General features: G+C 38.5%; 25 protein-coding genes. 4 read left to right on the forward strand and 21 right to left on the reverse strand.

Annotated features, from left to right (window positions below; all coding sequences use genetic code 11):
• The 15 genes from R6U77_RS03930 to R6U77_RS04000 all read right to left on the reverse strand — a co-directional run bounded on the left by R6U77_RS03930 (position 1) and on the right by R6U77_RS04000 (position 11,487).
• Positions 1-261, reverse strand: a complete 261-nt coding sequence (locus R6U77_RS03930) for a metal-sensitive transcriptional regulator (protein WP_293928965.1) — start codon at positions 259-261, stop codon at positions 1-3.
• A gap of 69 nt (positions 262-330) precedes the next feature.
• Positions 331-894, reverse strand: coding sequence for a hypothetical protein (locus tag R6U77_RS03935; protein WP_293928963.1), 564 nt, complete (start codon positions 892-894; stop codon positions 331-333).
• Positions 895-1,055: 161 nt separating this feature from the next.
• On the reverse strand, positions 1,056-1,871 hold the full coding sequence (locus R6U77_RS03940; protein ID WP_319837534.1) for a metallophosphoesterase: 816 nt from the start codon (positions 1,869-1,871) through the stop codon (positions 1,056-1,058).
• 21 nt (positions 1,872-1,892) lie between these two features.
• Positions 1,893-2,570 carry a hypothetical protein gene (locus R6U77_RS03945; RefSeq protein ID WP_319837535.1) on the reverse strand — a complete coding sequence of 226 codons (678 nt, stop codon included), beginning with the start codon at positions 2,568-2,570 and terminating at the stop codon, positions 1,893-1,895.
• On the reverse strand, positions 2,567-3,274 hold the full coding sequence (locus R6U77_RS03950) for a hypothetical protein (protein ID WP_319837536.1): 708 nt from the start codon (positions 3,272-3,274) through the stop codon (positions 2,567-2,569). Before R6U77_RS03950 ends, R6U77_RS03945 begins: the two co-directional genes overlap by 4 nt.
• Positions 3,261-4,109, reverse strand: a complete 849-nt coding sequence (locus R6U77_RS03955) for an ABC transporter ATP-binding protein (RefSeq protein WP_319837537.1) — start codon at positions 4,107-4,109, stop codon at positions 3,261-3,263. The genes R6U77_RS03950 and R6U77_RS03955 overlap by 14 nt, the downstream gene beginning before the upstream one ends.
• A 2-nt stretch (positions 4,110-4,111) precedes the next feature.
• A complete protein-coding gene (locus R6U77_RS03960) occupies positions 4,112-4,483 on the reverse strand; it encodes a GntR family transcriptional regulator (protein WP_319837538.1) in 372 nt (123 codons plus the stop codon).
• 168 nt (positions 4,484-4,651) lie between these two features.
• A complete protein-coding gene (locus R6U77_RS03965; RefSeq protein WP_319837539.1) occupies positions 4,652-5,542 on the reverse strand; it encodes a nuclease-related domain-containing protein in 891 nt (296 codons plus the stop codon).
• Positions 5,543-5,693: 151 nt separating this feature from the next.
• Positions 5,694-6,104, reverse strand: a complete 411-nt coding sequence (locus R6U77_RS03970; protein WP_319837540.1) for a Na+/H+ antiporter subunit G — start codon at positions 6,102-6,104, stop codon at positions 5,694-5,696.
• On the reverse strand, positions 6,082-6,366 hold the full coding sequence (locus R6U77_RS03975) for a Na(+)/H(+) antiporter subunit F1 (protein ID WP_293928949.1): 285 nt from the start codon (positions 6,364-6,366) through the stop codon (positions 6,082-6,084). The genes R6U77_RS03970 and R6U77_RS03975 overlap by 23 nt, the downstream gene beginning before the upstream one ends.
• Positions 6,366-6,848, reverse strand: a complete 483-nt coding sequence (locus tag R6U77_RS03980; protein WP_293928947.1) for a Na+/H+ antiporter subunit E — start codon at positions 6,846-6,848, stop codon at positions 6,366-6,368. Before R6U77_RS03980 ends, R6U77_RS03975 begins: the two co-directional genes overlap by 1 nt.
• 13 nt (positions 6,849-6,861) lie before the next feature.
• Positions 6,862-8,343 (reverse strand): Na+/H+ antiporter subunit D, encoded by a 1,482-nt coding sequence (locus R6U77_RS03985; protein ID WP_319837541.1) that lies wholly within the window; start codon positions 8,341-8,343, stop codon positions 6,862-6,864.
• Positions 8,336-8,674 (reverse strand): Na(+)/H(+) antiporter subunit C, encoded by a 339-nt coding sequence (locus R6U77_RS03990; RefSeq protein ID WP_293928944.1) that lies wholly within the window; start codon positions 8,672-8,674, stop codon positions 8,336-8,338. The genes R6U77_RS03985 and R6U77_RS03990 overlap by 8 nt, the downstream gene beginning before the upstream one ends.
• A gap of 1 nt (position 8,675) precedes the next feature.
• Entirely contained in the window at positions 8,676-9,098 is a 423-nt protein-coding gene (locus tag R6U77_RS03995; protein WP_293928996.1) for a Na(+)/H(+) antiporter subunit B, read from the reverse strand.
• On the reverse strand, positions 9,088-11,487 hold the full coding sequence (locus tag R6U77_RS04000) for a Na+/H+ antiporter subunit A (RefSeq protein ID WP_319837542.1): 2,400 nt from the start codon (positions 11,485-11,487) through the stop codon (positions 9,088-9,090). The genes R6U77_RS03995 and R6U77_RS04000 overlap by 11 nt, the downstream gene beginning before the upstream one ends.
• Positions 11,488-11,857: 370 nt before the next feature.
• Between R6U77_RS04000 and R6U77_RS04005 the strand changes: the two genes are divergently transcribed.
• Positions 11,858-12,544 carry an adenine nucleotide alpha hydrolase family protein gene (locus tag R6U77_RS04005; protein ID WP_293928942.1) on the forward strand — a complete coding sequence of 229 codons (687 nt, stop codon included), beginning with the start codon at positions 11,858-11,860 and terminating at the stop codon, positions 12,542-12,544.
• A 73-nt stretch (positions 12,545-12,617) separates the two neighbouring features.
• On the opposite strand, the gene R6U77_RS04010 is transcribed toward R6U77_RS04005, so the two are convergent.
• A complete protein-coding gene (locus tag R6U77_RS04010) occupies positions 12,618-13,817 on the reverse strand; it encodes an MFS transporter (RefSeq protein ID WP_319837543.1) in 1,200 nt (399 codons plus the stop codon).
• 74 nt (positions 13,818-13,891) lie between these two features.
• On the opposite strand from R6U77_RS04010, the gene R6U77_RS04015 reads away from it, so the two are divergent.
• Positions 13,892-14,599: a DUF421 domain-containing protein gene (locus tag R6U77_RS04015; RefSeq protein ID WP_319837544.1), complete on the forward strand. Its 708-nt coding sequence runs from the start codon at positions 13,892-13,894 to the stop codon at positions 14,597-14,599.
• Here R6U77_RS04015 and R6U77_RS04020 read toward each other — a convergent pair.
• The 3 genes from R6U77_RS04020 to R6U77_RS04030 all read right to left on the reverse strand — a co-directional run bounded on the left by R6U77_RS04020 (position 14,583) and on the right by R6U77_RS04030 (position 16,964).
• Complete coding sequence (locus tag R6U77_RS04020; RefSeq protein ID WP_319837545.1) at positions 14,583-15,281, reverse strand: hypothetical protein; 699 nt, start codon at positions 15,279-15,281, stop codon at positions 14,583-14,585. The genes R6U77_RS04015 and R6U77_RS04020 overlap by 17 nt on opposite strands.
• A 300-nt stretch (positions 15,282-15,581) precedes the next feature.
• On the reverse strand, positions 15,582-15,995 hold the full coding sequence (locus R6U77_RS04025; RefSeq protein WP_319837546.1) for a protein-tyrosine phosphatase family protein: 414 nt from the start codon (positions 15,993-15,995) through the stop codon (positions 15,582-15,584).
• Positions 15,996-16,007: 12 nt separating this feature from the next.
• The gene (locus R6U77_RS04030; protein WP_319837547.1) at positions 16,008-16,964 is read right to left on the reverse strand and encodes a carbohydrate kinase family protein; all 957 of its coding nucleotides are present in this window, start codon (positions 16,962-16,964) and stop codon (positions 16,008-16,010) included.
• Positions 16,965-17,085: 121 nt separating this feature from the next.
• Between R6U77_RS04030 and R6U77_RS04035 the strand changes: the two genes are divergently transcribed.
• The gene (locus R6U77_RS04035) at positions 17,086-17,646 is read left to right on the forward strand and encodes a GNAT family N-acetyltransferase (protein ID WP_319837548.1); all 561 of its coding nucleotides are present in this window, start codon (positions 17,086-17,088) and stop codon (positions 17,644-17,646) included.
• Positions 17,647-18,549 (forward strand): EamA family transporter, encoded by a 903-nt coding sequence (locus R6U77_RS04040; protein ID WP_293928929.1) that lies wholly within the window; start codon positions 17,647-17,649, stop codon positions 18,547-18,549. It begins immediately after the preceding gene.
• Between the two features lie 46 nt (positions 18,550-18,595).
• Here R6U77_RS04040 and R6U77_RS04045 read toward each other — a convergent pair whose 3' ends face one another.
• A complete protein-coding gene (locus tag R6U77_RS04045; protein ID WP_319837549.1) occupies positions 18,596-21,775 on the reverse strand; it encodes a DEAD/DEAH box helicase in 3,180 nt (1,059 codons plus the stop codon).
• Positions 21,776-21,864: 89 nt separating this feature from the next.
• Positions 21,865-22,245, reverse strand: a complete 381-nt coding sequence (locus tag R6U77_RS04050; protein ID WP_293928927.1) for a YkvA family protein — start codon at positions 22,243-22,245, stop codon at positions 21,865-21,867.
• Between the last annotated feature and the right edge of the window lie 80 nt (positions 22,246-22,325).

The raw sequence follows: 22,325 nt of genomic DNA on the forward strand, positions 1-22,325 counted from the left end.
TTAACGGCTTTTTACTAATAAACTAACGGCCTCTTGAATTGAAGCATTGATTTCCTCGGTATTCTCGCCAGCCTTCTGCACACATTCAACAAGATTTTCGCTAACAATTACACCGATAGCTCTATCTACGCCTGAACGCACCGCCGACAATTGGGTAATGACATCTCGGCAATCCTGACCTTCTTCCATCATACGCAAAATGCCGCGTAATTGTCCCTCCATGCGTTTTACACGATTCATTACTTTATTATCATATGTCACTATACAGCACCTCCAGACATCGATTGATAACACTATATTATACCCCTACAGGTATTTAGTCAAGCTGTATTACTCAGTAATAATAATCTCGTTCACAGGTGCACCAGATTTGCGTACGTATTTTACGATTTTATTAGCAATTGGTTCGTCCACTAATCCCCCTACTGGAAGCGTTATTGTAGACTGATCATGAAATGTAAACCGCATTTCATCATCATGCACTCGATTAATAGTTTTTTTCGTGTAATCAAGCTGAACAATGTCTCCCCACTCATAATGCTTTTTCCCCTTTAACCAATGGGCGCTTTCAATGCCACTTGTATCAATATAAACATAATGTCTTGTTCCACCGATAAATAAAAAGAAAAATGCAATAATCGCAAAAACCCCTAAGCCAATTTTAAAAATTCGTTTTTTCAAAAAGTACATCCCAATCAAGCTTGCCACAGCTGCTACAAATGCAAAGGTATACACAATTAAGCTTGATGGTAGTGGTACGAAAACAATTTTATCTGCATAATCATAAAATGTCACCGCAATAATATACGGTGTAAATAACACAATGATTGGTGCAATTATCGCAATTGCTATTGCAAACACCGCATAAATCGTTTTCTTCTCTCTATCCAACATTGCAATCACTCTCTTCCTAATTTATTGTATAATTAATATACGGATGGAAATTACGGAAGTTTCAGAAAATTTGAATATAGGGAGAGAAATCATGGTTCAGCAAAAAATACTAAATATTCTATGCCACCCAAAAATGAAAAGCAGTAAGGAATTGCACTTCCCTACTGCTTCTTTAGCTCTACTACCACAATCTCTGGCAAATTAAAAATGCGATATGGCACAATGCTATTGCCTAACCCTCGACTCACAACCATTGTTGTCTCTCCACTTTTATACGTGCCTGCTGTATATTTAGGGAAATAGCCTTGCCCTGGAGCCACTAGCCCTCCGATAAATGGCAGGCGTATTTGACCACCGTGTGCATGTCCTGTGAAAACAATATCAATTGCATTATCCACATATGTGTCAAAGCGCTCTGGACGATGTGATAAGAGCAATGTCAGCGTATCATCTGGCATATCTCTCAAAGCCTCATCTAGCATCTCCTGCGTTGTATAGCCCATTAACGGGTCTTCAATCCCCGCAATAATGATTTGTTCTCCATCCTGCTCTAACATCGTTGCACTGTTTGGCATTACATGTACACCTAGCTCAGTTAATGCTGTATAAATCTCTGTCATTTTTCTCGTTGCTACTTCATGATTACCTAACACATAATACACATCTGCCATTTCGACAAAGCCTTTTACAGCATCTAAGCTGTTATCTAAATCATAACGATTGCTGTCGATCAAATCTCCTGTAATGAAAATAGCATCTGGATTGGTAGCCCGTACTTTTTCAATCAATCGCTCCTGCCCTTCACCGAAAATAGCATCATGTAAATCAGTGACTTGTGTAATACGATAGCCATCAAAGCTTGCTGGAACACGCTCTGATTCATACACATGCTCCGTCACAACAAGCCATTTATTATTCACCTGTAAAAAAATATAAAGAGCCACAACGAAGATTATTAATTTTACTAACTTTTTCAACCTACACCGCTCGATTCGTTATTAATGTATATTGTAAATCATACCACTTTTATCAACAATATTTATATGTTTTGGCACATTTAAATATAATATTTGTGAGCTGTCTTCCCAACCATGGTCTTCATAGTGCTCCTGCAATAGCCATAAATCTGGTATGACACGATTATAGGTTACTCTATTTTCTATTTCAACAATTGATAATACATCATTGGCAAAGCTAAGCTGTGGCGTGATGAAATAATTTGTCATATCCATTCCTGCATACGCATATGGCAGTTGATAGTAACTTGCATAAATCTCATTAGATGCTGCATCATCTCTCCATTCTATAATAAGACGCATCATTGAAAAGCCTTGCTCATTATTATTATCAAGAACAACCTCATTTTGCGTTGCTGTAAATGTCCACTGCTCCTGCAAATAAGCTGTGGCCTCTTCTACACGTTTTTCATTTAACTGCTCTAGGATATATCGTTTTTCTTCTAGTTTTTCCTCTACTTCTCGGTCAGACAGTGCTATATGCTGGGCATTCGGTAAATAAGGAAAAATACAAATCGCCATGAAGCCTACTGCAATATACACCGCTATTAGCTGATAAAATCGCCTTGCAGACAAAGCTTTAAAGCGTATAGGAAATAATAATCTCACTATCAAAAAGGCAACAATGAAAAGTATTATGATTGGCAATAGTGTAATCATCCTCTACGCACCTCCTGCCTGTTATTAATAAACAATGTAGCAGCATACAGCATCATTGAAATGAGCAATGCTTTTAACATATACAGGTTAATAGAACTGCTAAAGAACCATGCATTTACAGGTATTCCCATTAGAAAAATAGCAAGACCAACAACCACAAGTATACTAACTGTTAGCACTCTAGACATGCTCCAGAGGGTACCAATAAAATAGCCAATTGCTGCCGCAAAAAGCAATGTCAAATAAAGCATAAAAAATGTTGTACCACTAGGAAGAAGCGTTGCACTTATAACATCCAAATCATATACAAGCACTTGGACAAATTGTGTACTAGCATACGATGCAATCGCTGTCAGTGTCGCAATAAACATCATGACACAAATAAATAAAATCGTTGAAATATTTGCTGTTAATCTCGTTGTAGGAATTGATAAATTCTCCATTTGTAATCGTTTAGAGGGCATGGCAAGACAAGTTGAAAATGCTGTTACTATCGACAGTGCTAAAACGCCATCCAAGCTATAAAAATACTGCTCAATCACCAGATTGTTGAAACCTCTTGAACTCATACCTGTTTGACTGCCAATAATCGAAATAAATAGTTGAACAACAATAAAGCTTATTAGCATACCTCTATAAATATCCAGCTTCCACTTTACCTGCTCTACAATATTTCTCATCACCGACACATTATTCGAATACATCATCAATCCCCCCTGTTGTGTTAGCTGTCACATATTTACAAGCCTCGCTCGCAGAAATATGCTCCCATTGAATCGTCGATGATTCCTCAAAATATTTCTTTTCTATAATGAGCTCGCGATTTCCCTCAAATAAAGCGTGTGCACGATAGGGTGCAAGCTGCTCCGGTTGCCCAACTATGCGCACTGCATATTGCTGCATTTCTTCAACAGCTTGATGCACTACTACCTGTCCATAATGAATTAATAAAATCTCCTCAATTAAATGCTCAATTTCCTGTAGATGATGACTTGATATGATAATCGTTCTCGGATATGCGATATACTCTTTCAAAATTGCCCTATACATATCTGAACGTATCGCCTCATCCATGCCATTCATTGGCTCATCTAACAATGTAATTGCACAGCGCGCTGCCAAGCCATAAATTAAATGAAAAGAGGAGCGCTGCCCTTTTGATAAACTACTAGGAAAGCTTTTGTCACTAATTCCTACATAGTGCAACAGCTTTTCTGCCAGTTCCTGTTGCCAATTCGGATAAAAGCGGGACGCCGTTTTAAAAATTTGCTCAATATTGCTATTTGCAGCAAACGTCATACCTTCTTCAATAAAAATTGTATTCGTTGCTGCCGCTAAGCTCAGCGGACTATCTTGATAAATACTTACTTGGCCTGCGGTTGGTCTACTATGGCCCGCTAAAATATTTAGCAGCGTGGATTTACCCGCACCATTTCGCCCAATTAGACCAACAATTTTATGTTCCTCAATTTGGAAGGAAACATCTTTTAATATTTCTTTGCCTCTATATTTTTTCAGGATATTTTTACATTGAATCAAAGTTATTCTCCTCTCTGTATCTTGTGAATGAGTGTTAACAACTCCTCATCTGCTACTGCAAGTCGTCGTGCCTCTAACACAAGCTCTTGCGCAAGCTTTTGCAATGTCTCATTGCGCCGTTTCTCCAAGATCATCTCTTTCGCCTGTGTCGTCACAAACATACCCAGCCCCCTTTTTTTATATAAAATTTCTTCCTCTAACAACAGTGTTAGCCCTTTTCCTGCAGTTGCTGGATTAATATTAAATAGCTCCGCTAGCTGATATTGTGAATACACCTTGCCGTCAGCTATAAGGCGGTCTGCTAATATCTCATTTTGCAGCCATTCCGCAACCTGCACATAAATGGGCGTCGTGCCATCCATATTCAATTTCAAATTATAGCACCCCCAAGTCGGTACATTAGTGTTGTAATGCACTATATATAAATTCCATAATTTTGTCAAGTCGTGCTATAGAATTTTTCTATTTGATCACTTCTAGCTCTTATTTGATCACTTTTTACTGCTATTTGATCACTTTTCCTGTTTATTCGATCACTCTTGTCACCAAGGCCATTTATAAATCGTGCTACGACCACCTCCTGATTCAATTAGTCCAGCTGATTGTAGCAAACGCTTTGTTCTATGTCGGTCTTTCACTTGAAGAAACTCACATGCTTCTCTATTGGAGATGGTTTCTTTTACAAATATGAACCACTCCTTCAATGTTGCGATATGTGCTTGTTTATCACGATGCCCACAGTTTGAGCAGTGCCAGCCAGTTCTTTTATACTGCATTGCTAAAGAGTCACAAACACAGCGCACGCCTGACTTTATTGCATGCACTTTCACTTGCCATCTTGGAAATAACGGGTAACGCACAAATTTATAGCGTTCATTTTCCGCTTGAAGCGACGCTATAAGCCCATCACAATCATCTTGCGTTAAAGTTTTAGGAAAACGCGCCTGTTGTTGCGCATAAAATGTAGGAATCATCGATAAAAATAATAGAGGTTGACGTTTTGGGGACTTTATAATTAAAGGATAGCTTGATGTCGTCCAGACAATCGCACCGATTACAGGTATTTTGATGTCATGTTGTATGAGCCATTGCTGGAGTAAATGCATATTGCGTTCAAGCTGTACTTCAGGGCTTTCAAAGGTAGTGGCAATACCTTCGCACACCCTTACTAGACGTGTAGGATTTTCTTCGAAGGATAATTCACCTGTAATGTTTTTGCTTTCAAGCACTAATAAAAAGCGTTCTGTCACAACGAGACAATCTATTTGAAATTTACCCACTGCATGCAGAGAAATATCGAATAGTACATTTTTAGCTATGCAATAATTGTCGAATAGTCGCCGAAGTCGCATTTCTCCTGCATCTCCAGCTAGAATAGCCTTCCATTTCATTTCGACGAACTCTAAGTTATCCACAGTGAAGCGATTTAACAAATTTTCTCCTCCTCTTTTCCACAAAGTTATCCTCAAATTAAAAGGTTATTCACAGAAGAAATAGTTGAATTATCCACAATTAAAATTTTACGACAAAATACTACAAAAAAACACCTACTTCCCGAAAGAAGTAGGCGCGAATTGTGGATAACTATTCTTTTAGCTCCCGTTCAACTGGTATTTCCTCACTATGCTCTGGCACAGTAGCTTCATCTCCAAATAGCACAGGCTTCAATAAGTCTTCACCGGACCCTTCAGCAAGTGGTACACGTGAACGATATGCTGCACGACAAACGAGATGTCCTGCAACTGGTGCTGTAATAAATACGAAAATGATACCTAAAATTAAACGAATACTAAAGTAGCCATCGTGGCTCCAAAAATAAATAAAGGCTCCGAAAAGACAGGCTAATACGGATAGGGTAGCACTTTTCGTTGCGGCATGGGAGCGTGTATACACATCGGGTAAACGAATCATACCGAAGGCGCTAACAACACTAACGATAGAGCCAAACAAAATTAATAGAACTCCTATCCACTCAACGATTTGATTTACGTTCAACGATAACTCCCCTTTCAATATATTTCGAAAAGGCGATTGTGCCAATAAATGCTAAAATCCCTAAAATTAAAATAGCCTCTAAAAAAGCCTTTGTCTTTAATAAAATCGAAACAATCGCAATCGAGGAAATCAGATTAACGCCTATCGTATCAAGCCCAATAGCACGATCTGGCTTAGAAGGCCCTACAATTACACGATAAAGGAGAAGTGCGATTGCAACCATAAATAAAACGAGTGAAGCAAGTAAAATTTTCTCAATCATTAACGTGACACCTCCATAATTGCCTTCTCAAATTTACCAATGGAACGAAGCAATGTTTCCTTGGATTCCTCGATATCCATTGCATGAATATAAAACATATCGCCCTCCTCAGAAACTTCCATGACTACAGAGCCTGGTGTTAGTGTCAGTAGCAATGCTAATGCTGTAAGCTCCCAATCTCCTCGAAGCTCTGTACGATATGTAATAATGCCAGGTGTAATTTTTAACTTTGGCGTCAACACCTGATGAATAACAGAAAAGCTGGATAAAAGCAGCTCACGAATAAATAGTGAAATCAACTTGAACACCTTAAAGACACGACGCAAATAAAATTGAGTTCCGAAAAATCGATGCATTGCATATAAAATAAAGATACCAACTAGAAAGCCTGCTACAAACGTAGGAAAGCCTGCTGTAGGGTCATCCTTCAGTAAAAACCATAGCGTAGCGATAAATAAATTTAAAATAAACTGACCGAACATAATGCGCCTCCTTCTACTTAGCTCCTAAAATTGCTTCAATATAAATAGCTGGGTTCGCTAAAGTACGCGCTGCATCCTCTACATACACGGCAATTCCCTCTGCACCTAAGCCAAGTGCTACAAGACAAAGCGCAAGCATCACAAACGATGCCATCGCTGCTTTTGGAATAGGCTTTTTATCTTCATCACTAACGGATGTTTCCCCGAAAAATGCTGCTAGGAAAATACGAAGTAAAGAATATAATACGATAACGCTTGAGCCAAATCCGATTGCTAGTAAAACGTAAAAGCCACCCTCTATCGCCTGCTGACCAATTAACACTTTGCCAATAAAGCCACTCAATGGCGGAATGCCTGCCAACGCACACATCACAATAAAGTAAATCCAGCCGAATAAAGGATAATGACGAATCAAGCCATTCATATTTTTGACGATAATCTCACCTGTTAAATACACCATCGTCCCTACAATTAAAAACAATAACGCTTTTGCCAGCATATCGTGCATTAAATAATAAATTGCTCCCGCAAAAGCCTGCTCTGTCCCAACAGCTAGACCTATCATAATAAAGCCAACGCCGATTATGACATTGTAAGCTGCAATTGTCCGCACATCGCGACCTGATAATGCGCCTAAGCAGCCAAGCACAATTGTAATCCCTGCCATAACGCCAATTAACACATGCGTTACGCCTGTATTTAGCGTAAACATCAGCGTGAATGTACGGAATAATGCGTAAATCCCCACTTTCGTCAATAAAGCTGCAAACAAAGCTTGAACTACTGTCGGTGGTACACTGTACGAGCCTGGTAGCCAGAAAAATAATAACAAACCAGCTTTTAAGCTAAAGACGATTAAAAATAAAATCGCTACTGTCGTTAAAATAGGGTCTTGTCCTACTTCTGCCACACGTACCGCAATATGTGCCATGTTTAATGTTTTTAACGTGCCATATAAATAAGCGAGCGCTACTAAAAACATCCATGAAGCGACTACATTAATCAATACATATTTCAACGATTCTCGCAGCTGAAACTTTTCGCCTCCCAGCGCTACTAATGCATAAGAAGCTAGTAGCATTACTTCAAAGCAAACGAATAAATTAAAAATATCACCTGTTAAAAAGGAGCCATTTACTCCTGCAATTAGGAACAACACAAACGGATAGAAAAACATTTGCTCATGGCGCTCACCAATTGTTGAAAAGGCATAAATTAAGCAAATCGCTGTAATAATATTTGCTGTTAAAACGAGCAGCATTGAAAATGAATCTGCTACGAATAAAATACCAAATGGTGGTAACCATCCGCTAAAATCAATTTTCATAATGCCATTTGCCTGTACTTCAAGAAGCAAAATCAATGCAATGATACTAACTGCAACAACTGTCACTAAGCTCACAATTCGCTGCACACGAATATTTTGGCGTAAAAACACCAGTACAATTGCTGTTACAATAGGAATAATAAGTGGTAATACAATAATATTATTCATCCGGTGATCCCCCTAGCTTGCTGAAATCATCTGTTCCATTTGTACTGTACATACGATAAGCCAAAACCAATACAAATGCTGTAACAGCAAAGCTAATAACAATCGCCGTCAAGATCAATGCCTGTGGAAGTGCATCTGTATACGGACCATCTGACTGGCCTAATAGCGGCACATCCCCTTTTTTCAAGCCACCTACGGATAAAATAAGTAAATGAACCGCATGTGATAAAACAGCTGTGCCTAAAATAACGCGAATCACTGTACGTGAGAGGATTAAATAGGTCGCTACTGCAACTAGAATTCCTACTAATATAACAATTAAAGACTCCATACTACTCATCCTCACTTATACTCAAAATAATCGTTACAAGCGTACCAATAACCGTTAATGCTACACCTGCTTCAAAAATCATCACTGTTGATAAATGTGTTTCGCCTAATAGCGGAAGATCAAAATAACGATCAGCCTGTGTTAAAAATGGTACATTGAAGAAAATTGAAGCAATAGCGGTGCCTGTTGCTAAAAGTACACCCAAGGCTGCTACTTTTTTAAAATCAAAGGGCATGCCGTTATGCACCGTTTCAATATCATACGTTAAATACAGTAACACAATAGCTGAGCCAAGCACTAAGCCGCCAATAAAGCCGCCACCTGGCGCATTATGTCCAGCAAAGAAAAGATACACACCGAGCGTTAAAATAATAAACACTACCATTTTGACAACGGTGCGCAAAATGACATCATTAATTTTCAACGTCAGTCTCTCCTTTCTTTGCCTTTAATTTAATCAATGTATAAATTCCTAAGCCAGCGATAAATAACACGACAACTTCAAGCATCGTATCAAATGCACGGAAATCCCCTAAAATCGTATTAACGATATTTTTCCCACCAGCTAAATTATAGGAATCCTCAAAATAAGCCGAAATTGGCTCAAACTTTTCATAATGTAAAACACTTAATCCAACAAGTGTTACGGTCGCCCCTACGAAAATAGAAATAGTTGCCTTCGAAAACTTCACTGCTCTTGATACTTTTTCCTTCGTTAAATCTGGTAAGAACTTAAAGCATAGTAAGAACAATGCTGTCGTTACTGATTCAACAACGAGCTGTGTCAATGCTAAATCTGGTGCACGAAACACAACGAAGAAAAAGGCAACCGAATAGCCAAGTACACCATTCAGTAAAACTGTCGTAATACGCCCCTTAGCAAATAACAATGCCACGGCAGCAAACACCATAATTAGTAATAAAATCATCTCATAATACTCAACAGGTGAATCCTGCGATGGACTCCAAGTAAATGCATCACTTAATACAAAATAGCCTGCAACAATCGTCACAAATATGATGTAAATATAAGCAAAGTAATACGTTAAATTGCCATTCATATATATGCGAGTAAACCAGCCCGACTTCGACTCAGCGAAGCCAATAATACGCTCATAGTATGCATTCAATGTATACTTTTGTGAGAACAATTGGTAAATTGCACGCCACTTTGGCAGCGAGCGGTATAAAAGGATACCGATAATAATCACACCAATTGTCATAAACAATTCCGTACCGATATGGAAGTGTTCAATTGGCACTGTTAGCTCCTCCGCTGGGAAGCTTGGATAAATACTTTGCATCGCAGGTGCTAAAATATTACGTCTTAAAATATTTGGGAAGAAGAAAATACCAATAACAAATGCTACTAACACAAACGGTGAAATTAGCATACCAATAGGTGCTTCATGCGGTGGCTTTTCTAAACGATCTGGTTGCAGCTTGCCGAAAAATGTTCGACCGATAATAATCACGCAATAAACAAATGTGAAGACACTTGCTGTCCATGCAACAACAGGGAAAATAAAGCCAAAGCTTTCAACAGAGAAAATATTTAATTGTAAAATATCTACCGTTGCTTTAAAAAACATTTCTTTACTTAAAAAACCATTGAATGGTGGCAAGCCTGCCATCGACATACTGCCAATCACCGCAATTGTAAATGTAAACGGCATTAATGCCATCAAGCCGCCCAGTCGACGAATATCACGCGTCCCTACCTCATGGTCAACAATGCCGACCATCATAAAGAGCGCACCTTTAAATGTGGAATGATTAATTAAATGGAATAACGCAGCAAATGTTGCTTGCGTATAAATTAATGATTCGGAACTGTAGCCTAATGCATGTGCAGCAGAGCCAAGCCCAAACAATGACATAATCAGCCCAAGCTGACTAACTGTGGAATAAGCTAATAATGCTTTTAAATCGAATTGGCGCACCGCGTTAAACGAGCCCCAGAACAGCGTAACAATACCGACACCAGCGACTGTCCAAAACCATACTTCATGTCCACCAAAAACAGGTGACATACGCGCAACTAAATAAATGCCTGCTTTTACCATAGTTGCAGAGTGTAAATATGCACTAACAGGTGTTGGTGCCTCCATTGCGTCTGGCAACCAAATATGGAATGGGAATTGCGCTGATTTTGTGAAAGCACCTAAAAGCACTAATAGCATTGCTGGAATAAATAGTGCGTGCTCTTGAATTATGCTGACATTTGCAATTAATTCACGTATGCTAAACGTACCCGCAATTGTATATAAAGTTAAAAAGCCTGCTAGCATTGCGACGCCACCTGTTACCGTAATCGTCATTGCTTTACGTGCACCAGCACGAGACGCTTTACGATGATGCCAAAATGCAATCAGCAAAAATGACGATACGCTTGTCAGCTCCCAAAATGCATAAAGCACCATTAAGTGATCTGAAAAAACGACGCCTAGCATGGCCCCCATAAAGAGCAATAGATAGCAATAAAAATGATGAAGTGATTCTTTTGTTGATAAATAAAAAATTGAGTACAAAATGACTAAGCTACCAACCCCAGTAATTAGCAAGCTAAAAATCATGCTTAGCCCGTCTAAATAGGTTGTAAAGCTTATGTTAAAAGAGGGGATCCACTCATAAGTTTTTGTAAATGTTTCACCATTCGCTATACGAGGGATATATGTAGTTAATATACTAAATAAAATGACCGGCACAGCTAAGACAAGCCAGCCGATATGTACTTTATTAAATCGCCTATATATGAACGGAATAGCAGCCGCCATTATAAACGGTAAAAGTATTGCAAGTTCAACAATCATATGCCAAAACCTCCTAGATTAAAAATGATGCATGACCATAATGTTTAATATCAGTTTTACTAAAAAATATATTTTCTATCCATTAATATTTTGACTATTATTACTTACAGCAATTTGTTACCAATTCACTTGACTAACGTTACAACTCATAGCATAATAGTGTGTCATAAAGAGCAAGTCAAAATAAAAAAATTTTTTAGTGTGCAGTGCCCTTTGCAAGCCAAAAATACATCATATAAGAAAAGTATACACTAGAATATGACGGAATGCACTGCAATGGCTTCGATATTCGCTCATTTACACTAGGTTTTTCAAAATTGATAACTGGAGTGTCGTGTTTACAAATATAATAAAGAGGTGCAAAACTATCATGAAGCATGTTAAAAGCAGAATGGACGAAAGTATTTTAGTTTGTGTGTACTACGGACTTAATGGCGAACGTCTAATCCGTCGAGGGCATAAGCTCGCAACATTACTTGACTGTCCTCTATATGTTTTAACAGTAGATGCTAAGCCTATCGACGCATTTGATGCAGAAAAATCGGGCTACATCGAACAATGGAAGCAGCTAACAAGTGAATTAGAGGTTGAAGAGTTTATTATTCGCGATAACGAGAAACTACCTATCCATAAAGTAATTACAGAAGTAGCAATGCAACATAATATTACACAAATCATTGTAGGTCAAAGCGCACAAAGCCGTTGGGAGGAAATCACAAAGGGTTCATTCTTAAATGTCTTATTGCGTGAAATTCCTTTTGTTGACTTCCACATCGTGGCTGTCAAACGCCCGACAGAGGATGAGTCGTTCGATATTTATGAAAAAGGCGTTCGTGCTTATTTAATTTGTGACAATGGCGAGTACAAAGTTGCCTTTACTTGTCCAAAATTTGCCTCAATCGAGGGGATTTTCTTTAAAGAAATCGGCACAGATTTCGATAATGGCATTTTCAAATTCAATTTTGAAGGAAAAATGCATGAGCTAGATATCGTAGAGGGTGCTGTAACAAATCCTCAGGTGATTCCAGTGAAATGCAAGCCATCGCTAGCTCGTTAAGCCTAAAAGCTGTAGGGGAAAATTCCCCCTACAGCTTTTTTTTGTTATATTTCATAGCTCTTTTATCTTCCCCTTAAGCATTCGCCGCCTTATCCTTCGGCAACCAAAACGCAACAAACAATAATAATGGCAGGCATGAAATGGCAATAATTGTTGCGACAATGCCATATTCATCAATTAACATCCCCGTTGCAACAGCTCCGATTGCCCCCATGCCAAATGATAAACCGACCGTCAAGCCAGCCATTGTGCCAATTTTAGTTGGTACAAGCTCCTGCGCATAAACAACTGTTACAGAGAAGCTAATCATAATTAACGTACCGATAATCACTAGAAGCAATGGAACGAGCCATAACGGCATATAGGGCAATGCTAAACAAAATGGCGTTGGGGCAACAACCGATACCACAATCACATTTTTACGCCCAATTCGATCTGACAAAGGACCACCGAGAAATGTTCCTACAACACCACAAGCCATAAAAATAAAAATGAAAATCTGTCCAACTGGAATTGTTAAGCTATACTCCTCCACTAAATAAAATACATAAAAACTCGTAATATTTGTCGTATAGAAGGAGCGTGCAAAAATAATAATAAACAGCAAGGCTAATGCCATTGTTACTTGCTTTTTTGTCAACGGTGGCAACGATGAAATCAGTCGACGCTTCACTTTCGATAGCTTCTCTTCCTCTAGCTGTGCCTTATACCATAGCGAAATTTTGGTAAGAATCACGATGCCGATAGCTGACAATGCTAAAACAACAGAGGCTCCCTTCATACCAAATGGTAGCAAAATAAAGGCACTAATCAGCGGGGCTAATGCTTGTCCAGAATTGCCTCCTACTTGATAAATCGACTGTGCTAAGCCACGCTTCGTCCCGGCAGCCATATAAGACACACGCGAGCCTTCAGGATGGAAAATAGCTGAACCAAGTCCTAAAAAGAGTACTGCAACGAGGATTACCCAATAGCTATGCGCTAAAATCAGCATCGCTACGCCAATGAAGGAGCTGACCATGCCAATAGGTAACGCATATGGCATTGGTTTTTTATCTGTAATAAAGCCAACGACAGGCTGTAAAACAGAGGCAAACATATTTAACACAAAGGAAATCAAGCCTAGCTGTGTAAAGGTTAATCCTAAACTATCCACTAAAAGTGGAAACATCGCAGGTACAACAGACTGCATCGTATCATTAATTAAATGACAAATGCCGATTGCAACCATCATCGCATAAATTGGTTGATTATATTTTTCAGTTGTATTCATAATTTTATTCACGCTTTCTATGCTGTATAGCATATATACTTTTCGCTCATGCTATGTGATAAGGAGTGATATACATGGACATAGGCGAAATTAATTTTTGGGAAATGATGTTCCGCACAACGGTTACGTTTATTGCCCTGCTCATTTTAGCTCGAATTATTGGCAAAAAACAATTGAGTCAATTAACGTTCTTCCACTACACGACAGGCATTACCTTTGGTTCCATTGCAGGCGAAATATCGTCTCAAAAGGAAACCCCTTTTTGGGATGGGATGATTTCACTCATTTGGTGGTCCATTTTAACAATTTTACTCAGTGCCATCGCTTTAAAATCAACAAAGATGCGCGTGCTTGTTGATGATAAGCCAACAATTCTTATTCATAATGGTGTTATTTCTGAAGCAAACTTAAAGAAAGCAAGGCTCCATTTAGATGAATTGACGATGCTGTTGCGTGAGCAAAGCATTTTTTCAGTAAACGAGGTTGCCTATGCTGTTTTTGAAACAAATGGAGAGCTAAGCGTTATGAAAAAGCCTCCCTTTGCAGAAGCAACGAAAAAGGATACACAGGCCAATTTAACCCCACCTCTATGTATGCCAACAGAAGTGATTTCCAATGGGCGAATCATCTCTGAAAATTTGCAACAGCTTGATTTAACAGAAGAATGGCTGTTGAAAAAGCTCCGTAATAAAAAGGTTGATGATGTGGAGCAGGTTCTTTTTGCACAAGTGTTGGAAGACCATTCACTTTATGTTAGTACGAAAACTAATCAATCTCCATAATATCAATCGGTGTCACCATGCCAATAAGCTTTTGGTGCGGGCGACCATGCTCTGTAATCAACAGTGCTTCATAACGTTGCCCGCGCTCCACCCCTTGCTTAAAAATCTCCTCTGCCTCATACACCGTCATCGCCTTGCTAATAAATTTATAATTTTTAAGCTTTCTCTCATGAAATAAAATATCCTGCAATGTTACATGCTTCGCCCAATTCCCTTTACCCATTGATGTTGCAAGCCAATTCGTTATACCGACTGTCGTAATTAACCCTTGAAATTGTTGCCCTGTATATATAGGAAATTGTGTATATTTACGCTTACGAATAACCTTCAGCATATATGTAAGTGAATCCGTTGTCTGAAAAGCCGTGACATGCTTGCGAAACAGCTGTCCTACAAGCTTTGGCTTTGCTAATGCAGCATCAATCGCCTCAATTTCCTCCACAACCTGTATATGTGGCTCTGCGATGACAAAATCAATCGACGTTCGATGATGCACAATAGCATTGCGCAAATCAGCATAAGCACGTAAATCATCCTCATATTTTTGCACAAGTGGATTTTTCCTGCGTGCCCTATCAAGCAAGCGATAAAATGGCATATACTCTTTGACATCAGCTATCTCGCGCAATGTATGGTCAATCCGATTAAAAGCAGTGATAAAGCGATCAGAGTTTGTAGACATTTAGCCCCTCCTTACCTTGCATAATTATGATATATTATAGTCCTAATTTTCGAATTTTGAAATATTATTGCAAAAAAGCGAACGTCCGAAAAATCATTTTGGGACGCTCCCTTTGCGACGAGGATGGTGACAATTTGCTCCTGCGGTTACTCGTCGCAGTTAAAACCATTTGCTCCTGCGATTACTCGTCGCAGAAAAGCTCTATTGTAACCACCGCAGGAGCACAATTTTAATCAAAAGTTGACTATGTAAAAAAGCGGAGCCGCCCAGAAAGTTCACTTTCTGGACGGCCCCTCTACATTATTTATATAATTTTTCCAATGCCTCATGCATATTTGAACGAATATTTGCTAACGGGCGAGCTTCCTTTACAAGCTGCTCAGCGCTTTGCACATCATTTGCTATTCCTAGCTCTAGCAATACAGCTGTTGCCATAACACTTGCTCTGCCATTCCCGCTACCACAATGGATATAAATATTTTTCCCAGCCTCATATGCTTCTTTAATCCCCATAGCACCCGCCTGAATGCTTCCAGCCAAATCCTGTTCAACAATTGGGGAACACATAATCGAACATGTTGGCATTTCTCCATCCTGTACAGCATTCGCACGAACATCATAGACAATCTCAATATTTTCCACTTCTACAGCATCCTTAGCATCTGCTGCACCACCAAAGAAAATACGTCCCTTTACTAATTCATCGTAGCTCATCATTGACCTCCATTATAGTAAATTTTTAATTTCCTCATAGCGTGGTAATGCTGTTAAGGCACCTGGCTTCGTCGCTGCTAATGCACCTAGCTTGTTACCAAAAGCAACACATGCAGTTACTTCCTCGACTGTCGTTGGCAAACCATTATAATGCACATAGCGTAATACCCCTGCCATAAATGCATCACCTGCACCTGTTGTATCGACTGCTGTTACCTTTTCAGCAGGTACGTGAATTGTTTCACCATTTAAAATTGCATAAGAGCCTTCTGCCCCTACTGTAATTAAAACGATTGGTACAAGCAATGCATCAAGTGCCGCAATGCCTTCTTCAATTGTTGCTGTTTGCGTTAAGAAAAATAGCTCCTCATCTGTTAGCTTTAAAATATCTGCATCCTCAAAAAAGCGTGTAATCGTCTCACGACAAATTTCCTCGCTATGCCAACGTAATGGACGAATATTCGCGTCTATTGCAATAATTGCGCCATGCTCCTTTGCTAGCTCCACTGCTGCCACTGTCGTTGCAAGTGCGGTTGGATGAAACATCGTTCCTGAGCACACATTAAAAATAGAAGCACGTTTAAACGCTTCTAGCTGTAACTGCACATCTTCTACTTGTAAATCAGGCGTTTCATCTATATAATCTCTAAAAATGCGTTCACCATCTGCTGTTAAATCGACATAAACACCACTCACGCGCTTTTCTGGTACGTAAACAGCATAATCTAAATTAACGCCTTCATTCGTTATCTCATTGCGAACAAATTCAGATGTCTCATCATCACCTGTAATTGTAATTAAAGCGGACGGAGCACCAATGCGGCTAATTCCTGCTGCTACATTAATTGTTGCGCCACCTAAATATTTTGTAAATGTTGTATTGCTTATATCATCTGCAATATAATCAACAAATGCATCTCCATAAATAAGAATAAAATCTTTATTTGCCAACCTTCTAACCTCCGACATTTTGCTTACTATAGATTACCACGAAAACAGAGCGTCTTTAAAGTATTAAAGTATTTCGATAACTAGAAATCGCACATAATTTTGTTATACTTCTATGTAGGTAAGAAAGGAAGTGAATACAATGGAAATTACAATTCAACAAGCACAACCAATGGATGCTACACAAATCGCACCATTAATTTATGAAGCAATCGGCGATATCGCACATCGTCTAACTGGTGAAACAGAGGAGCAATCTGTACTCACAGCATTAACAGCACTTATCGAACGTACAGATAATCGCCATAGCTATTTATACACATATATTGCTAAACAAGGGGATGCGCTACTTGGCATCGCTGTGCTATATGATGGATTTACAGCCAAAGCATTGGATGCTAATTTAGCAGCATGGTTATCATCAAAAAACGCCCCTACAAGCATTGATGTAGAAGCACACGATGATGAATTTTATATTGATACAGTGTGTGTCACACCAGAGGCACGTGGCTTAGGTATTGGCACAAAGCTGTTACAATTTGCGGAGGAGCAAGCTGTCACAAAAGGCTATAAAAAGCTTGCCTTAAATGTAGAGCTAGAAAAAGAGAAGGCACGTGCTTTATATGAGCGCCTTGGCTTTACAATTACAGAGCCGTGGACAATTATTAACGAGCCATTCCACCATATGGTCAAGGAGCTGTAAATGAAAAATCTCATTTTTCCCTTATTAATTGTCATTGCATCAAGTAGCTACGGTATTTTATCGACGATTGTTAAGGTTGCTATGCAGCATGGATTTACTTCCGCAGAAGCTGTTACAGCTCAATATATGGTTGGTTTTTTCCTTGCTCTTGTGCTATTTATCGTCACACAGCGTTCATTGCCAAGGCTGAATAAATCTGGCGTTATCATTTTAACGCTTGCTGGTATATTAACTGCTGCAACAGGCACTATTTACGGACAATCGTTAAATTATTTGCCCGCCTCACTTGCAGTCGTTATGCTCTTCCAATTTACATGGATTGGACTGTTTATAGACTGCGCCTTGCATAAACGTTTACCGAGTCGAGCTGAAACGATTTCGTTAATCTTTTTAATCGTGGGCACTATTTTTGCAGCTGGTGTTGTTGATGTCGATTTGTCTGCTATTGCTTGGCAAGGCTGGGCACTTGGCTTGCTATCTGCCTTAACGTTTGCGTTATTTATTCAAATCAATTCCCGCCAAGTAGAAGGTATCACAACGATTTCACGTACGTTCTTTGTATCGTTAGTGGCAGTGATTGTTATTAGCATTATACTGACGCCTGAAATTTTATGGAATGGTCAACTATTCGGTGCTGGACTTTGGAAATTCGGCTTAGCGCTTGGATTATTCGGCATCATTTTACCGATTTTATTATTTTCTATCGCTGTACCGAAAGTAGGAGGCAGCCTCGCATCTATTTTAAGTGCGATGGAGCTACCAGTGGCTATTTTAGCCTCAATGCTTGTATTGAAAGAAGCGTTATCTACATTGCAATTTTTCGGTATCGCTCTCGTTCTAATTGGAATGGTTTTACCTTCTTATATATCGATGAGAAGAGCGGAAAAGATATCGCAAGGTTAAATAGTTAAAGCTGTCCGAAAAAGTATCATCTTTTCGGACAGCCCCCCTATTCAATCATCAAAATATCTTTAATTTCTCGCTCGCTTAACATCGTTAAATTTTCATTATCTGATTCGATAACTGCTTGAATCAGATTTTTCTTTTTTTCCTGTAGCTCATTGATTTTCTCTTCAATCGTTCCTTTCGCAATAAGCTTCATTACTTGCACATTATTTTTTTGCCCCATTCGATAAGCTCGATCCGAAGCCTGCTGCTCAACCGCGGGATTCCACCAAAGATCGTAATGTATAACAGTATCTGCTCCAGTAAGATTTAACCCTGTACCACCAGCCTTTAATGAAATAAGGAACACCTCTCTTTCTCCAGTATTAAATCGCTCACAAAGAGCTACTCTCTCAGCTGCAGCCGTACTACCATCTAAATAGAAATGGACTATCCCTTGACGATTTAACTCCCGCCCAATTAAAGTTAACATCGACGTAAATTGAGAAAAAATTAGTATACGTCTTTTCGCGCTATAGCATTCCTGAACAATGTTTATAACATGCTCAAATTTAGCGGAGCTTCCTGTATAGCCTTCTACAAACAAAGCAGGGTGACAGCAAATTTGACGTAAACGTGTAATGCCTGCAAGAATTTTCAGCTTGTTTTGTTGGAATGTCTCCTTGTTTAAATGCTCCAGCGTCTCAACTTTAAGCTTCGCTAAATAAGCCGCATATAACTTTTTTTGCTCTGGCAATAAATCCGACGTCAGCACTAACTCCATTTTTTCTGGTAATTCAAGTAATACCTCTTCCTTTAATCTTCGGAGAATAAAAGGGTTAACTAGCTTTTTGATTGTTTGGTGAGCAAGAGATTTAAACATTTTTCGCTCAGGTAACAATGTTGGAAAAACAACATTCAAAATTGACCAAAGGTTATCAACAGAATTTTCTATAGGTGTTCCTGTTAGGGCAAATCGATTGTCTGCTCTCAGCGCTTTGACAGCTTTCGCCGTTTTCGAAGCAGGATTTTTAAAAGCCTGTGCCTCATCAAATATAATCGTATGAAAAGATTTTGATTGATAGCTATTCATATCCATGCGTAGTAAAGAATATGAGACAATGACAACATCGACCTCGGAAATATCCTTTAACAACGCCGCTCTTTGCCCTTTATCTCCCTCTATCAGCTTCACAAGCACCTGTGGAGAAAACTTAGCTAATTCATTTAGCCAGTTATAAACTAAAGAAGATGGGCACACAACTAGCACTGGTTTATGATGCTGGCGAATTTCAGGTAAAACAGAAACGATAAACATAATGCTTTGCAACGTTTTCCCTAAGCCCATATCATCTGCTAATATCCCACCAAATTTATAATGTGCTAATGCTTTTAACCATTTAAATCCATGTATTTGATACTCTCTAAACGATGCATTGATACTATCAGGTACCGTAAATTCAAGCTTTTCAGGGTGCAGTAAATCGTCCATAATAGCTTGAAGCGATTTTCCTCTCACTAAAACATTTTCATTAAGGGTGCCCAATTTATAAAAATTTGAAATAAAAGGAACCCGTATTTCCTCTGCCTCTATTTGCTCTAAGGTGATACCCATATTGTAAAGAAAACGTTGCATTTCTTGAAACGCCTTCGTTTCTAAAGATAACAATGCGCCATTTGTTAAACGATAATATTTTCTTTTTTCTGTAAGAGCTAATAATATGCTGCGAATTTCATTTTCTGGAATACCATGCATATCAAACTCAAAAATAAGCCAATCTGTTCGTTCATCAACTTCTATTCGAATATTTGGAGGGCTGGAATGTTTCACAATTCTCTCTTTCACAGCTGTTGTTGCGTAAACATTAACAAATTTACTTAATTTCGGGACCATATAATGTAAAAAGTCATACTCAGCCTCTTCATTATGCATAAAATAGCCGCTCTCGGTTCTAGTGAAAAGCCCCGCCTCCATCAAACTCATAACTTCTAGCTCAAGGGCGTGGTCGCGATTTAACACACTTTGCCCATCTTCTAAAGGGTTAATGGTGACATTACCATATTCAAATTCAAGTGCAGCAAGTAATTTATTGTTCACCCTATCTAAAAATAATTTAGCCTTTGGAGGTATTTGAGGAAAAGCGTTCTTCACATTACTAGCGATTTCAACACTACCTAATTCCATTAAATGAGGAACTACCTTATCCAGAAAATATGGCAGCTGTTCCTTTTCGATTTGAAGCTGGTTTTCCTCGCTTTTCGCTAATGCATACTTTAATTCACTAAGTCGAACACTGTCTTCCTTTGATAGTTTATAAAAATTATTTTTATACAGCACATAGCTATAAGTATCCATTACAATGATGTGCTCTAAATTTTTTATAGTGAAGCGATAATATTGGTCTAAGTGAAATATTAATGGTAACGTTTGCTTTGATAATATATTTACCCCCTCATAAACAGCCCTATGATGCTCTAACTGGACATGTGGAGCTAGATGAAGCAAATAAAGTAGACTTTCAAATTCTGTAGGTGGGATTAACAGCCAACTCTCATCTATTATCTCTAGCTGCTCGTTTCTCGTTGCCTCAAAATTTTGCAATATATACAATAACCTTTTCAACACATTGACGTCTTCCTGTGTAAAGCTATGAACCTTTGGATTATATGAAAATACATTTGAAAACGCATAACCCTCACCTTTATCAAGAGCTATTAAAAATCTCTTGAAATTGGTTACTTTATAGGATTGTATATTTGCTGCTATCCCCATTAAATATTGACCATTTTGAAGCATCATGATTTCACAAGTAAATTGTACAAAGAGCATTGCTCGATTCTCCATATGATATTGGCTACGAATAGGGCGCACAAATGAATTCTCAAATATCCCGAAAACTTCATTCACTAACTCTGTATTTGACGTAGAAAGAGAAGCTGCTTCCTTTCCTCCGTTTACTTGAATATCATGTAAAAGCACAAGAACCGCCGCTACATGTTGGCATTTTTTATGAAAGGATTCTAATTGTGGGCATGTACATTCTGCATGTATAAACCCATTTTGCCCCTTCTTTATGACGACATGAAATAAGCCATTTCCTTTCACACTTGCATTGACTATAGCATCACTCGGATGAAAATTTTTTAGCACAACTTTATTATCTTGGAAATATTTTTTCCCTTTTTTATAAGAGATTTCTCCACACATATCTTTTATTTTTTTCGTATTCAAAAAATAATTCATCAGCAACCCTTTCTGTAATAGTTTCTTCTTTGCTCTCTAATCATACCAAAACTGCCCGAAAAGATAATATCTTTCCGGGCAGCCTCTTTCTATAGCTCTTCCTCATAGTCATATTTCTCACCAAATGTCTTTTTCAAAAATTGATGTGCCTCTATTTTTGTATCATCTGTAATGGAAGAATAAACTTTTGTTAATGCGGCAGTAATCACAAAGACATCATCAGTTAAGCCGACAAATGGTAAAAGATCTGCTACTACATCTAGTGGTAAAATAAAATAGCCAAGCGCTCCTAAAATAATCAATTTATTTGCCTTTGACATATTCGGACTTTTTAGTGCAAAAAATAATGTGCTTGTGGAATGTAATGCAGACATCCCTAGCTTCAAGCCTGTCGATTTTACCTTCGTCAAAAATTTATCATTCGAAAAATGCTTGTCCTTACCAGCAATCATGTCTTCAAATTCAGCCATATCCGTTCCTCCTTCTATTTCTACTTGCCTATATTTACGAATTTTTCTTAAAAAAGTTTCAACACTATTATGCATTTCAC

Origin of the sequence: Lysinibacillus louembei, assembly GCF_033880585.1 — a bacterium.
Taxonomy (GTDB): Bacteria; Bacillota; Bacilli; order Bacillales_A; family Planococcaceae; genus Metasolibacillus; species Metasolibacillus louembei.